This is a genomic window from Pseudoalteromonas aliena (assembly GCF_038155085.1).
GTDB classification, from domain to species: domain Bacteria; phylum Pseudomonadota; class Gammaproteobacteria; order Enterobacterales; family Alteromonadaceae; genus Pseudoalteromonas; species Pseudoalteromonas aliena_A.
On record NZ_JBAKAU010000003.1, the window covers coordinates 57,256 to 69,861 of the forward strand.

General features: G+C 38.0%; 13 protein-coding genes. 7 read left to right on the top strand and 6 right to left on the bottom strand.

Going from position 1 to position 12,606, the window contains the following annotated elements; translation table 11 throughout:
• Positions 1-7: 7 nt before the first annotated feature.
• Genes V6260_RS04540 through V6260_RS04550 form a run of 3 tightly spaced genes read left to right on the top strand, consistent with a single transcriptional unit; the run spans position 8 to position 2,132 of the window.
• Positions 8-295, top strand: a complete 288-nt coding sequence (locus tag V6260_RS04540) for a hypothetical protein (RefSeq protein WP_341592884.1) — start codon at positions 8-10, stop codon at positions 293-295.
• A complete protein-coding gene (locus V6260_RS04545) occupies positions 292-1,902 on the top strand; it encodes a PepSY-associated TM helix domain-containing protein (protein ID WP_341592885.1) in 1,611 nt (536 codons plus the stop codon). Before V6260_RS04540 ends, V6260_RS04545 begins: the two co-directional genes overlap by 4 nt.
• Positions 1,899-2,132 (top strand): hypothetical protein, encoded by a 234-nt coding sequence (locus V6260_RS04550; RefSeq protein WP_341592886.1) that lies wholly within the window; start codon positions 1,899-1,901, stop codon positions 2,130-2,132. Before V6260_RS04545 ends, V6260_RS04550 begins: the two co-directional genes overlap by 4 nt.
• A gap of 126 nt (positions 2,133-2,258) precedes the next feature.
• Here V6260_RS04550 and V6260_RS04555 read toward each other — a convergent pair whose 3' ends face one another.
• Positions 2,259-3,329 (bottom strand): mechanosensitive ion channel family protein, encoded by a 1,071-nt coding sequence (locus V6260_RS04555; protein WP_341592887.1) that lies wholly within the window; start codon positions 3,327-3,329, stop codon positions 2,259-2,261.
• A 127-nt stretch (positions 3,330-3,456) separates the two neighbouring features.
• Between V6260_RS04555 and V6260_RS04560 the strand changes: the two genes are divergently transcribed.
• On the top strand, positions 3,457-4,410 hold the full coding sequence (locus V6260_RS04560) for a YihY/virulence factor BrkB family protein (protein ID WP_341592888.1): 954 nt from the start codon (positions 3,457-3,459) through the stop codon (positions 4,408-4,410).
• An 8-nt stretch (positions 4,411-4,418) separates the two neighbouring features.
• On the opposite strand, the gene V6260_RS04565 is transcribed toward V6260_RS04560, so the two are convergent.
• Positions 4,419-5,306, bottom strand: a complete 888-nt coding sequence (locus V6260_RS04565) for a LysR family transcriptional regulator (RefSeq protein WP_341592889.1) — start codon at positions 5,304-5,306, stop codon at positions 4,419-4,421.
• 72 nt (positions 5,307-5,378) lie between these two features.
• Positions 5,379-8,429 (bottom strand): bifunctional diguanylate cyclase/phosphodiesterase, encoded by a 3,051-nt coding sequence (locus tag V6260_RS04570; protein ID WP_341593071.1) that lies wholly within the window; start codon positions 8,427-8,429, stop codon positions 5,379-5,381.
• Between the two features lie 327 nt (positions 8,430-8,756).
• Here V6260_RS04570 and V6260_RS04575 point away from each other — a divergent pair, with 327 nt between their 5' ends.
• Together V6260_RS04575 and V6260_RS04580 are read left to right on the top strand one after the other, a co-directional pair.
• Positions 8,757-9,599, top strand: coding sequence for a pirin family protein (locus V6260_RS04575; RefSeq protein WP_341592890.1), 843 nt, complete (start codon positions 8,757-8,759; stop codon positions 9,597-9,599).
• Positions 9,600-9,609: 10 nt separating this feature from the next.
• On the top strand, positions 9,610-10,581 hold the full coding sequence (locus V6260_RS04580; protein ID WP_341592891.1) for a glutathione S-transferase family protein: 972 nt from the start codon (positions 9,610-9,612) through the stop codon (positions 10,579-10,581).
• Between the two features lie 3 nt (positions 10,582-10,584).
• On the opposite strand, the gene V6260_RS04585 is transcribed toward V6260_RS04580, so the two are convergent.
• Genes V6260_RS04585 through V6260_RS04595 form a run of 3 tightly spaced genes read right to left on the bottom strand, consistent with a single transcriptional unit; the run spans position 10,585 to position 11,629 of the window.
• Positions 10,585-10,827: a hypothetical protein gene (locus V6260_RS04585; RefSeq protein ID WP_341592892.1), complete on the bottom strand. Its 243-nt coding sequence runs from the start codon at positions 10,825-10,827 to the stop codon at positions 10,585-10,587.
• A gap of 1 nt (position 10,828) precedes the next feature.
• On the bottom strand, positions 10,829-11,284 hold the full coding sequence (locus tag V6260_RS04590) for a hypothetical protein (protein WP_341592893.1): 456 nt from the start codon (positions 11,282-11,284) through the stop codon (positions 10,829-10,831).
• Positions 11,285-11,290: 6 nt separating this feature from the next.
• Positions 11,291-11,629 (bottom strand): DUF883 C-terminal domain-containing protein, encoded by a 339-nt coding sequence (locus tag V6260_RS04595; RefSeq protein ID WP_341592894.1) that lies wholly within the window; start codon positions 11,627-11,629, stop codon positions 11,291-11,293.
• A gap of 495 nt (positions 11,630-12,124) precedes the next feature.
• Here V6260_RS04595 and mraZ point away from each other — a divergent pair, with 495 nt between their 5' ends.
• Complete coding sequence (mraZ, locus tag V6260_RS04600; RefSeq protein ID WP_341592895.1) at positions 12,125-12,583, top strand: division/cell wall cluster transcriptional repressor MraZ; 459 nt, start codon at positions 12,125-12,127, stop codon at positions 12,581-12,583.
• The last annotated feature ends 23 nt before the right edge of the window (positions 12,584-12,606 follow it).

Genomic DNA, 12,606 nt, shown 5'->3' on the forward strand with positions numbered 1-12,606 from the left:
AGCTATAATGAATATAAAACGCACTTTCTCAGCCTCTAAGCGGCGCCATTTAATGGCTTGTGTGCTGGCATTAATAACCGCAGTGGTTATGATCCCCGGCATGACTACTTATTTGCCATTTGCGATGGAGCAGCAAATATTAATACCCATTATGTTATTTCCGCTTATTTGGGCGGGGTTATTTATATATGCCTACATGGCTGAAAAAGCATGGGTACCTTTTGTGCTTATGCTGGCAATTATTGCAAGCCATGCGGGTTTAAGCTTTTTTGCATTATCAGGAGCGCAAGGATGAAGTCTATTTCGTTAAAAAAGCTATTTTTACTGCATAGCTGGGTAGGCGTTGTTACCGGGATTTTACTTTTTATTGTATGTTTTAGTGGTGCAATTGCTGTGCTTAGCCGCCCGGAGCTAAAAATTTGGGCGAACCCAGAGCTACATCAATTAAGTGCATTGCCTAGTGAAAAAGTAACAGCGCTTATTAATCAGTATCATCAGCAAGTACCGCCTTCGTTTGGTAAAAATATACATGTGTATTTACCCTCAGGGCATAACACGCATTTATTGACTATTTTATTTGAATCGCATGAAGGTGATGAAAACTATGATGAGGAGGCTGCGTATGTTTATCAGTTTGATCCGCGTAATTTTGAGCTAGTTAACCAATATTATGGAGCCGCTGATTATTTTTATGAGAATCGTAAAACGGATGCGCCATCGTTTATTGGGCATTTTCATGCTGATTTACATTTAGGCCGGCCTATTGGTTTGATTTTAACAGGATTTTTAGGTCTTACATTACTGGTATCTACTATTACTGGGCTTTTTATACATCGCCAACTAATAAAGGAGCTATTTACGTTTAGACGTAATAAAGACCTGGATGTTGTGGTTAATGATGCCCATAAAATTATGGGCATTTGGGGGAGTTTGTTTCATGGCGTTATAGGTTTTACGGGCGCATTTTTAGGGCTCGCGACAGTTATACTATTGCCTGCTGCTGCATTTGTTAGTTTTGGTGGCGACCAAGATAAACTGGTTAAAAAATTTACAGCTATGCCCGAGCCTGTTATTTCTCAGCAATACCAAATGACTGATATTAACTCTATTTTAGTAGATGCTAAAACGCGTTACCCTAAAGCAAAGGTGGTTGATTTAACTATCATGGCGCACAATGACCAAAACGCAGAGGTGTATTTGCGTTTAATTGGTGGCGATGCGGTGGCCTCTCAGCTTTTGCAATATCATGGCTCGGGTGAGTTTAGCAAAACAATGAGCAGTTTTGGTGATATTCCTGGCCCTGCGATTAAAGTGCTATCACTTTTGTTCCCTTTACACTTTGGCAATTTTGCTGGTGTATTCGTGAAAATAATTTGGTCTTTACTTGGATTAACAACAGCATTACTACCTTTGTCGGGCATGATGATGTGGTTAGCTAAGCGCAGCCGTGGCAGTAATCCCACGTTATCACAAAGCGCTTATCAAGCGTGGAATCGGGTTATTATTGGAAGTTGTGGCGGGTTAGTGCTTGCAACCGCTATTTTGTTCCCGGCTCAAGTGTTATTAAATCATTTTGTTGCGGCGCAATTTCATAATGCCTATTTTGGGCCTCTATTCTTTTATTCGTGGTTAGCTTGGTGTTTACTCGCTATTTTTCCACTCAATTATCATCGCTACTTACAGATGACTTTAGTTATAACCGGTCTTGCGTGTATTACGGTTTTACCTTTAAACCTTTTGTTGTCAGAAAGTCATGCATTTATGGCTGATAATTTATTAGTGACGGTGGTTGATATTAGCTTTTTAATTCTTGGAGCAGGAGTTATATATCTCAGTCAACGTATTGTGGCAAATCGCTTTGAGTTAAAACATCAAACCGTACTTAAACAGGAGCCTGTATGACTACATTTTACTTAGCTGTTGCGTGTATTTTATTGCTAATTAGTAGCCTATTACTAAGAAAGGCCAACACTGTAAGTCGCTGTTTAAGCCTGTGTGTGTTTATCATCGCGGTGATGTTTTTTATTGCAGTGTACGGTGCAATAGGGGGCGTATTCATTGGCGTTGCCGCTGCGCTGTTAATGGGTTTAATAACGGCTTTTACATTAGGCAAGTCTGCTAGTCGTAATTAAAAATTAGATAAAGCCAATTCGTAATATATGTAATGGGGAAGCTAAATCGTTATTTCCTAAGGGCATGATAATACGAATTGGCCTAACCGAAACTCTTTGGGTTAATTAAACGTTAGCCCAAAGACATTAAATAATATTTTTACCTTGCTCTGGATCGCGTGACTGTTCTGCTTGTTCACGTATTTCATTTGTATCACTGCTTACATCATCAAGCGTTATAGTTTGCTCAACAGTTTCATTTTTTATTTGCGGTGGTTGCTTTTCCTCTAAGCTTGAAACATTTTCACTAGGGTCGGAGAGTATAATTCTTTCTCGTGCGTCATCAGGCATGCTGATGTTTTGTTTTGTGAACTCATTGACTAGCTCTCGCATAAGTTGCGAGGCTACTTTTAATGGACTGTGCTGCTCACTATTAACCCAAAAATACAAAATAAAGTTGATAGTAGATGAGCCTAAGTTTTTTATTAAAACTTGCGCGGGAGGGTCGCTAAGGACTGCATTTTGTTGATTGGCAATATCGAGCGCGAGAGTTTGTGCGCTGCGTATATCGTTATCGTAGCCAATGCCAATTTCTACTTTAGCGCGCATTTTTGGGTTGGCAGTAAGGTTTTTAATGGTATTTTTATACACGGTGGCATTAGGTATTTGAATATGATTGCCATCGTAATCTACAAGGGTTGTTGCTCTTGCAGTTACTTTTTTGACAATACCTAAACGATTGTCGACTTCAATTACATCGTCGATTTTAAAAGGTCTTTGTATGCTCAGTAATAAACTGGCAATAAAGTTTTCGGCTATGTCTCTAAAAGCAAAGCCCAGTATTAAACCAATTAGCCCGGTACCACTCATTACCGCAACTGCGAATTCGGTAAGCCCCGCCAAACGTAGAAATAAGTACACGCCAAATAAAACAATTAAGGTGCTTATACTGCGCCTTACAACTAAATGAACTAGTTTACTGTCGGTCATGTAGTCAATGGGCTTTATAAGCAGTCGAGAAAGCGGCCCTGCAATTAAATAACTTAATGCTAAAAGTATTATACCGAGTAATAGAGTGGGTAATATTTGCGCTGTTGCATGAAGTAATTGCACAATCTGTTCATGAAAAAACTGCCACGTAAACACGTCGGCTTGAAAACTTTGTGGGCTGGGAAGCGTATTGTCCAAAGCTATATTGTTTGAGTGGCTACTAGGCATGGCTTGTCGTCCGTGTTTGGGTTTTATAATCATTAATACTAGGCAATAGCAAGTTTAGTACCAAATGCTTTATTTAACTTGGCAAACATTTTGCTGTAGTAAAGTAATACAAATATTGAGATTTAGAATGAAAAAAGCTAAACGAGGACAGCAAGCAGAGCAGCCTGCACATATCCCTTTTATAGGTTGGTGGGATATTGTTAAACGTATTTTTAAGCAAACGACTGAAGATAACTTATCTATAGTGGCGGCCGGTGTGGCATTTTATGCATTACTTGCTATTTTTCCTGCTATTGCGGCGATGGTATCAGTGTATGCGTACTTTTCATCCCCAACAGATATTAGTGAGCACTTAAGTAAAATAGTTACTTTGCTTCCACCAAGCACCAGCGAACTGATTTTATCTCAGGTTTCTAGCCTTGCTAAAACATCAAGTGCAAGCTTGAGCTTAAGTGCAATTGGTACACTTATACTTACTATTTGGAGTAGCTCAAAGGGCAGCCAAGCACTTATTACTGCATGTAATATTAGTTATCGTGAATATGAAAAACGCTCATTTTTTCAGGCTCAATTAGTACGTTTTTTATTTTCGGTAGGAGCAATTGTTGTCGCAATTTTTGCGCTATTAATCATTGGTATTTTACCTATTGTACTTAATTTAGTGGGACTAAAAGAAAGTATAGATTTATTAATTAAACTCATTTCTTGGCCATTATTGGCTTTTACCTTTAATTTTGCATTGGTACTTTTATATCGTTATGCCCCACATCGTAAACCTGCTAAATGGCGTTGGATCACAATGGGGTCGTCTATTGCTACCGTGCTTTGGATTTTGGCATCTATAGGTTTTTCATTTTATGTGTCGCGTTTTTCTAGTTACAACGAAACTTATGGTTCACTAGGTGGTGTAGTGATCATGCTGATGTGGTTGTATATCAGCGCTTATATAATCACGTTAGGTGCTGTTATTAATGCTGCAACTGAGCAGCAAACAGGTAAAGACAGCACGATAGGACCAGCTAAAGAGCGTGGGCAGCGAGGCGCCTATGTAGCAGATCACCTCGATGTAAAAAACGAATAAATTGCCGATTAATTAACTAAATTAGTAAGTGCAGTAATTTGCTCTTTAAATTCTTGTGCTGCAGGACCAAGCCTGTCGTTGTCGTTGCACATTAAATATAAATTAAGAGTACGGGTTGTGCCTTGGTCTAAATTAAGCGCGACGAGGGTTTGATCTTCAATTAAGTGTGCAATTTGTGTTTTTGGCAGCCAAGCATAACCTAAATTTTGACTAACCATATCAATAGAGTTGCGTAAGTGGCTTACTGTCCAGCGCATATCAGCACCTAGCCAGCCTTCATTGTGACTGGTATGGGTTGCTGAGTCGCGAACTACTATTTGCCGGTGTAGCTTTAAATCACGAAAGTTGAGTTGTTCAGTATGTTGGTGTAATACATGGTCTTTATGCGCAACCGCTATAAACTCTATATCGCATAACGTAGTGCAACTAATTCCATAGATAGGAATTGACGAAATAGCTAAATCAACCACTGAGTTATGTAATAGTTCGTTTGCACCGGTTAACACGCTTTCTACTATATCAATTTTTAAAAGAGGGTAAAGCTCACTCGTTTTAGCAAGTGCTTGATATAAAATAGCGTGTGGGAGCACTTCATCAATGGCTATTTTTAATGTGCTTTCCACGCCTTCGCTTAGTGTACTTGCTACCGATTCTATTTTAGTCGCTTCTTCTATTAGAAATTCAGCTCTGCGTAAAATAAGTTTACCGCTATCAGTTAAAAAGGCTTTACGACCTTTTACCTCAAGTAACTTAATTTGCAAAGCTGCTTCTAGCTTTTGGACAGCATGATGAACTGTTGATTGGCTTTTGTGTACAGCTGCGCTTGCGCCTGCAAACCCTCCATGATCCACAACCGCTTTAAACATTCGCCATTGCTCTAGTGTTGCTTTTGCCATATTCAAATCCTATTACGACTCTATCGATTGAATAACTTGACCGCACACAGCACATTTTTATTGCGTAATAGCTTATTTATTGTCAGAAATAACCACTTTATTGCTACTTAGCAGTGCCATAAACTCTTTTTTAGGCATTGGTTTGGCAAACAAGTAGCCTTGACCATAGTCACAGCCCGCTTTTAATAAAAGCTCCATTTGTAATGGCGTTTCAATTCCTTCTGCAATCACTTTAAGCCCAAGCTGATGTGCCATCACTATAATAGCTTCACACAAAGCCAGTTCTTGGCTGCCTGCTTTAATATTATCTACAAAACGTTTATCTATTTTTAGATAATCAGTATCCATTTCTTGAAGGTAGGCAAGCGATGAATACCCCGTGCCAAAGTCATCAAGTGCGAGTTCCATACCCGATTGAACCAATGTTTTTAACCTACTCTGCGTAAGCGCTTCTGGGTTTACCATTAGGCCTTCGGTAATTTCTGCAACAATAGCCGATGCTGGTAGTTTTGCAGCGGCCAACATATCGCACCAATCATCAATTCCGCTATCGGCAGTCGATAGTTGTATTGGAGATACGTTAACGCTAATTTGGAACGGTTGACCGCTTGCTGTTTTTATTTCTGTGAGTGTTTGAATAGCCTGAGAAAATACAAATTGGCCTAATACATTTATTTGCCTTGTTTCCTCTGCTAATGGGATAAAAGAATCAGGTGAGACCAAACCATTTACAGGATGGTGCCAACGTATTAGTCCTTCGGCTTTGTGTATATGTAAATCATTTAAGGCTACGATAGGTTGATAAAATAACTCAAACTGATGAAGGTCTATTGCGCTTCGTAAATCTTTTAATAATTGCATACGGGCTTGTGCACGAATACGCATGTCTTCTGAGAAAAACTCAAAGCCATTACGGCCATTGCTTTTAGCTTTATACATAGCTTGGTCAGCGGCTTTTAAAAGCTGCTCGGTGCTTTGCCCATCACTAGGTACGCAGGCTATTCCCATACTCGCACTAATAAATACTTCTTCGTTTTCAAGCATAAGGCCAGATGAAAGGCTTTGTAATATATTGCTCGCTATTTGGTTTATATGGCGATTACTTTTTATGTGATTAAAAACAATCACAAATTCATCACCGCCAATACGAGCTACAAACTCTGCATTTTTGGCTGAGTGCACAATACGTTGGGAAACCAATTTAAGCAGGTTATCACCATAATGATGGCCCAGCGTGTCGTTAATATCTTTAAAGCGATCTATATCTAGTAGCATAATAACAAGGTTATTATCTTCATTTTGAATAGCTTTAAAGCGCTGGTTTAAACGCTCTTTGAGCTCTAAACGATTAGGCAGGTCGGTTAGGTGATCAAAATGAGTTTGTCGCCATATAGTTTCATCTGCTCGTTTTTTATCTGTTAGATCAGTAAAAATAGCGACCCGACGAGTGGGTATGTTTTTATCATCATAAACGGTATCTATTTTTAGCCATTCAGTATAGATATCACCGTTCTTTTTACGGTTTATTATTTCGCCTTGCCACCGGCCTGTACTTCTAAGTTCTGCCCACATTTGTTGATAAAAGTCTTTAGAGTGCTCACCGGATGATAAAATATGGCTAGTTTTCCCTATGACTTCTTCTTTACTGTATTGAGTCGTCTTGCAAAATGCAGGGTTAACATCATAAATAATACCGTTTGGATCAGTGATAGCCATTCCTTCGCTACTATTGCTATACACAAGAGAGGCTAAATGAAGCGCTTTTTCGTTAATTCTTTTTTGACTAATATCCCTCAAAACGATAATAAATTCATTATTACTTTCCAGCGCATTGATACGGGCTTCAAAAAAGTGCTCATTGGTACTCACTCTTAATTTAAACTCAATTGCTTGCGAGTTATCTAAGTCATTTAAATGTGAAAGCAATAACTGCGCGCTCTCTTTGGGCAATACCTCAGTTAATTTTAGTGAGCCTTGCGTATTTACACTGAGCAGAGAACTGACATGCCCACCTATATACAAAACATCGCCAAGTGCATTTATACGCATATAAGTATCGGGCAAAGCATTTAATAAACTCATTAATTCATTGTGTTTATTTTTTAACTTGGCTTCTGCAGATAGGCGAGTTTGAGCCATTACCTCAAAACGACTATAAAGGGCATGTAATTCAGGACTGTTTGGTTTTTTTATATATTTAGGCATTGTGCCATTTGCAAGCTCATCAGTGGCATTTGATAAGTTGGCAATAGGATTAAATATACTAATTTTAATAAGGCGCCTAGCAAGCAGTACGAGCAAAGCAATAGCGGTTAAAAAAGCGAAAATCGTTTTAATAAAATTGGTATTTACTTCGTTTATAAAATCTTCTACTGATACGGCTATATATATATCTAAATTGTTATCATGTGCGTCTTCATAAATAACAGAACGATGAAATATTTGGTTTTCCCCTTGCGCATTTTTAAACACTGTTAAGGAGCTTTTATTGTGGAGCAAGTCTGTGTCTGTAATTTTTTTACCTAGTTTGCTCGGGCGACTAGGGTAATTGGCAATAATTAAGCCATTAGGATCGGCAATAACGGCTTTAGCGTTATTAGGAAATTCAGCTTCATTTAATGCAATATTCCACCAGTTCAAAGCAATTACAGTAACTAAAGTACCTTTTAATTTATTATTAGTATCAATTATCGGGTATGCAAAATTCACGCTTTGAGCTTGAATACTTCTATCGTACTGAAAATATCCAACAGAAAAGTCTCGATTACTAATCGCATTTTGAAAATACGTTCTATCACTAATATTAATATTATTACTGCGGCCATTTGTTACGCATTGCAGCTCACCATCGGCGTTAACAATACCTATATTTGCAATATTGCTGTAAAGGGCTTTAATTTCAAAAAAATAGTCTGGGCAGATGGTTGGTAGTTCTTCATTGCTTGGCGTTTTGCCAGCCAAAAATATAGTTAAACGTTTTACATCATCAATCATATTTTTCTGATGTAAAGTTAATTGCTTAGCTATGCTAACTATTCTTTCCTCACTTTTTTCAATAGCAGCATCACGCCCAAACCAAAGCGTAAATACAGTAACAGCTGCACCAGGAATGCTAAGTAGGATCAATAGTCTGTAAAGCTGGCTTTTAAGCGATGAAGTAAAAATAGTTTTTCCTAAATCTTAATTTCTTAAAAAATGATTGTAGACATAAAACCTGAAAATAACCATACAATATATAGGGTTGTATCAAATAAAACTAAAGTTTAAGTACTTAATAAATAAGTATGTATTTATTAAGTGTTTAATTAAATGTTCCGAATATATAAATAAGAAAGTTATTAAGATTTTATTCTAAGAAATAGAATATTTAACTCTATTTAAAGACATAGTTGTTTCATTAATAGAATGCTTTAATAAAAGCCACTTAATATTGTTTATCGTGAACTTAAAATGAAAATATCTAAAGTCTTAACTGCATATGCAACCCAAGATGGTGATGGTGTGAATATTCGTCGAATACCAGGATTTGATGGCAAATATTTAGATCCTTTTTTGATGATTGACGAACTAAAATCGGATGACAAAAACGATTATATTGGCGGCTTTCCTGCACACCCGCATAGAGGCATTGAAACATTCACCTATATTTTAAAAGGTGGGTTTGAACACCAAGATCAAATGGGAAATAAAGAAGCCATAAGATCTGGTGATGTGCAGTGGATGAGTACTGGCAAAGGTGTAATGCACAGTGAAATGCCTTTAGCCGATGAGATAGATGGCTTACATGGATTCCAAATATGGATCAACATGCCAAGCGATGAAAAAATGCGTGAACCACGTTATCAAGATACCACCAAAAACCCTGTGCCAAGTTTTACAAATGAGCAAGGTGTCACGCTAAAAGCACTTGCAGGGAATTGGCAATTTTCAGATCAATCATTAAATGCCAGTTTACAAAGCTTGGCCGCCAGTGCTGCATTAGCTGATATACAGATACCTGCGGGAAAAAGTATTCAGTTAGCGCCATTAGTACAACAAAAGGTGATGATTTATGTGCACAGCGGTTCAATAAGTACCAGTGATGAGCAAGATTTTACTACAGGAAAGCTGATTATTTTAGAGCGCAATAGCGACATAAGCTTAAAATCAAAAGAGGGCGCTGGTGTATTAATACTTGCTGGGCAGCCATTGAATCAGCCAATAGCGCATATGGGGCCATTTGTAATGACCACGCAAGATGAAATTAAACAAGCTGTTCGTGATTTTCAAAATGATGGATTCGGCAAAATTTAGGGAGAAAGAAATGGGTTTATTAGTAGATGGTCAATGGCAAGATAAATGGTATGACACCCATTCAAATAAAGGAAAATTTAAACGCGAAGATGCACAGCTTCGTAATTGGATAACGAGCGATGGCAGTGCAGGAACCACAGGAAAAGGGGGTTTTAAAGCACAGCCAAATCGCTATCATTTATATGTATCACTTGCATGTCCATGGGCTCACAGAGCGCTAATATTTAGAGTATTGAAGCAGCTTGAAAATATAATCTCTATTTCGGTTGTAAGCCCTGACATGCTTGATATTGGTTGGTCTTTTGATACGCAAAACCACAGTACTGGTGATGCTTTATTTAATAGTAACTACTTGTATCAAGTGTACACAAAAAATAACCCAAAGTATTCAGGGCGAGTCACCGTCCCCGTATTGTGGGATAAAAAGCTAAATAAAATTGTCAGTAATGAGTCTGCCGATATTATACGTATGTTCAATAGTGCGTTTGATGAGTTAACAGGTAATAACGATGACTATTACCCTGAGACGCTGCAACCAAAAATTGATGAATTAAATGCGTTGATTTATCCAAATATAAATAATGGTGTTTATCGTACGGGGTTCGCAACAACTCAAGATGCGTACGAAGAGGCGTTTAACGATTTATTTAAAGCACTCGATAAAGTAGAGGGGATACTGAGCAAGAAGCGTTATTTAACGGGCAATAGGCTCACCGAGGCAGATTGGCGGTTATTCACCACTCTCATTCGGTTTGATAGTGTGTACGTTGGCCATTTTAAATGTAATTTACGCACAATTCAAAGCTATCCCGCATTAAGTGGATACCTTAGGGAGTTGTATCAAGTTAATGGAGTGGCTGAAACAGTTGATTTTTATCATATTAAGCGTCATTACTATTTTAGTCACACAATGATCAACCCAACACAAATTGTGCCAAGTGGTCCAAGTATTGATTACTTATCTAATCACGGTCGAATATAGCGCTTAAGCTATTAGGTTCACTAGCCAGCCGTATTTTCTTACCAAGCTGGTTTCGCTTTTACCCGCTTGTACTGCTGCACCTGCGATAAAGGCACTTGAAAGCCCTACTTTGGTTGCAGCAAAACGCTTTAGTCTATATTGAAACGCTGCATGATGTTGGCGTTTCAATTCACTGCGCATATCCATTTGCTTACTTAGAGCATAAACGTTTTCATTAGGTGCTTTAATTAAGTAGTTAACTAACATACTAATTTCCTTGTAAGTTAAATAGCTGCTTTAGACTTTTAAGTGTTTTACTAAAGCCAATTTTATTGCTTAAGTAAACTGTATTTTTCCAAAGCCATATTAAACAAGCAACTTGTAGCAAAGTAGCTGTTGCAATACTTAGCCATACCGACCCAAAAACATCGTATACAGCGTATCCAACAGCACCTAGAAATCCTGCCCACAACAAAACCAAACCACTGGCAAAGCATCCTAAAAATATAGTGATCAATGCAAGTGATCTAAGCGATAACCGCCATTCAGCTTTAGCAAGCTGGTGGGTGATCTTTCCTTGAGTTTGGTAATCATCCTTGAGCTGCTTAGAATACTCTAAAAGCATTGCAACATGATCCTGCCAATCGTCCTTTTGGCTATGTTGCTCAGTAGTTTGGTTTTGCGCATTACCGTCCTTGGTTGCTTTTGTTTGTGGGTTATTCATCACTAATTACTTACGACGAAGTAGTGACGTAATTAACATACCCGCAGCAAAAGCAATACCCGCAGTTGCTAATGGGTTTTCAGAAGCAAAAGCACGAGTTTTTTCAGTACACTCATTTAGTTTTTCACGTGCAATAAGTTGTTTTTCGCTTAGTGCTTCTGCTGAGCTAGAGGCCCCTTTTCGAACGCTACTTTCTGCTGTTGCAGCCTTGCTAGAAAGTGCATCTACAGCATCGTGCGCCACTGATGTTGCTTTCTCTGTAAGCGGAGATTCAGTATTTGTTAGTTTAACGTCAGGCTTAACATCTGAAGTTGTGTTTGGTTTTGTATTCGTTGCAGTAGCCATAATCAATCCTTAATAAGTTAAAAATTTAAATAGTGATTTAGATGATGCAATGATTAAACCAAATTGGTTGCTTGTTTTAACTGATTGAATTTTATGGTTTTTATTTTTGATTTTTAGTTTTTTATAATTAGTGCTTTAAAATAAACAGTAACTATTACTACACGGCTAGGTAAATTTTACAAAGAGGATAATAATGCCTTAAAAATTGTAAATGTTCATTGGTTATTCAGTAAGTAATGCATGTAAATAGAAAGTTACAAAAGTAATGCTGATATTTTTCTTCACCTCAATCCCACTTTTTCCCACGTAATTCAAACGCTTCGCTTGAGCCCTTATTTTTTCTAGCTTTGGGACTCACTAAAGCTGGTCAGCTTACTTGACAAAATGGCTTGTCAAGCCCTAAACTGGAGCACTGTGGTAAAAAGTGGTTTTTAGTGGAATTCATTGGATAAAATAAACAAAAAATTGAATAAAACAATTTCAAAGTAGGTTTTTATGTTTCGTGGCGCGAGTTCACTGAGTTTGGATGATAAGGGGCGTTTTGCGGTACCGACAAAGTACCGAGAATCTCTATTGTCTGAAGATCAGGGGACAGTTATTTGTACCGTCGCATTAAATGAACCGTGTTTATGGTTATATCCGTTGGCTGAGTGGCTCGAAATAGAAAGCCGTTTAGCTAAAATTTCCAATATGAACCCACGAGCCCGTCGAATGCAACGTATGTTACTAGGTAACGCTACAGAGTATCAACTTGATAAAAATGGTCGAATTTTGCTTGCGCCATCATTACGTGCCCATGCATCTCTTGGCAAAAAAATCATGCTAGTTGGTTTGATGAATAAGTTTGAAATTTGGGACGAGGCGCGTTGGCACGAGCAAATGCAGCAAGATACTGAGCTTGAAAGGCTTGGTGATTTTGAACCTAACCAAGATTTAGATAGTTTCACACTCTAACGGCACAAAAAAAGGCACACAAT

What these genes read in the sequence shown, in the direction of transcription:
- V6260_RS04540 (WP_341592884.1), top strand. Translation starts at nt 8, where the DNA reads ATGAATATAAAACGCACTTTCTCAGCCTCTAAGCGGCGCCATTTAATG.
- V6260_RS04560 (WP_341592888.1), top strand. Translation starts at nt 3,457, where the DNA reads ATGAAAAAAGCTAAACGAGGACAGCAAGCAGAGCAGCCTGCACATATC.
- V6260_RS04555 (WP_341592887.1), bottom strand. Translation starts at nt 3,329, where the DNA reads ATGCCTAGTAGCCACTCAAACAATATAGCTTTGGACAATACGCTTCCC.
- V6260_RS04580 (WP_341592891.1), top strand. Translation starts at nt 9,610, where the DNA reads ATGGGTTTATTAGTAGATGGTCAATGGCAAGATAAATGGTATGACACC.
- mraZ (WP_341592895.1), top strand. Translation starts at nt 12,125, where the DNA reads ATGTTTCGTGGCGCGAGTTCACTGAGTTTGGATGATAAGGGGCGTTTT.
- V6260_RS04565 (WP_341592889.1), bottom strand. Translation starts at nt 5,306, where the DNA reads ATGGCAAAAGCAACACTAGAGCAATGGCGAATGTTTAAAGCGGTTGTG.
- V6260_RS04595 (WP_341592894.1), bottom strand. Translation starts at nt 11,629, where the DNA reads ATGGCTACTGCAACGAATACAAAACCAAACACAACTTCAGATGTTAAG.
- V6260_RS04585 (WP_341592892.1), bottom strand. Translation starts at nt 10,827, where the DNA reads ATGTTAGTTAACTACTTAATTAAAGCACCTAATGAAAACGTTTATGCT.
- V6260_RS04550 (WP_341592886.1), top strand. Translation starts at nt 1,899, where the DNA reads ATGACTACATTTTACTTAGCTGTTGCGTGTATTTTATTGCTAATTAGT.
- V6260_RS04545 (WP_341592885.1), top strand. Translation starts at nt 292, where the DNA reads ATGAAGTCTATTTCGTTAAAAAAGCTATTTTTACTGCATAGCTGGGTA.
- V6260_RS04590 (WP_341592893.1), bottom strand. Translation starts at nt 11,284, where the DNA reads ATGAATAACCCACAAACAAAAGCAACCAAGGACGGTAATGCGCAAAAC.
- V6260_RS04575 (WP_341592890.1), top strand. Translation starts at nt 8,757, where the DNA reads ATGAAAATATCTAAAGTCTTAACTGCATATGCAACCCAAGATGGTGAT.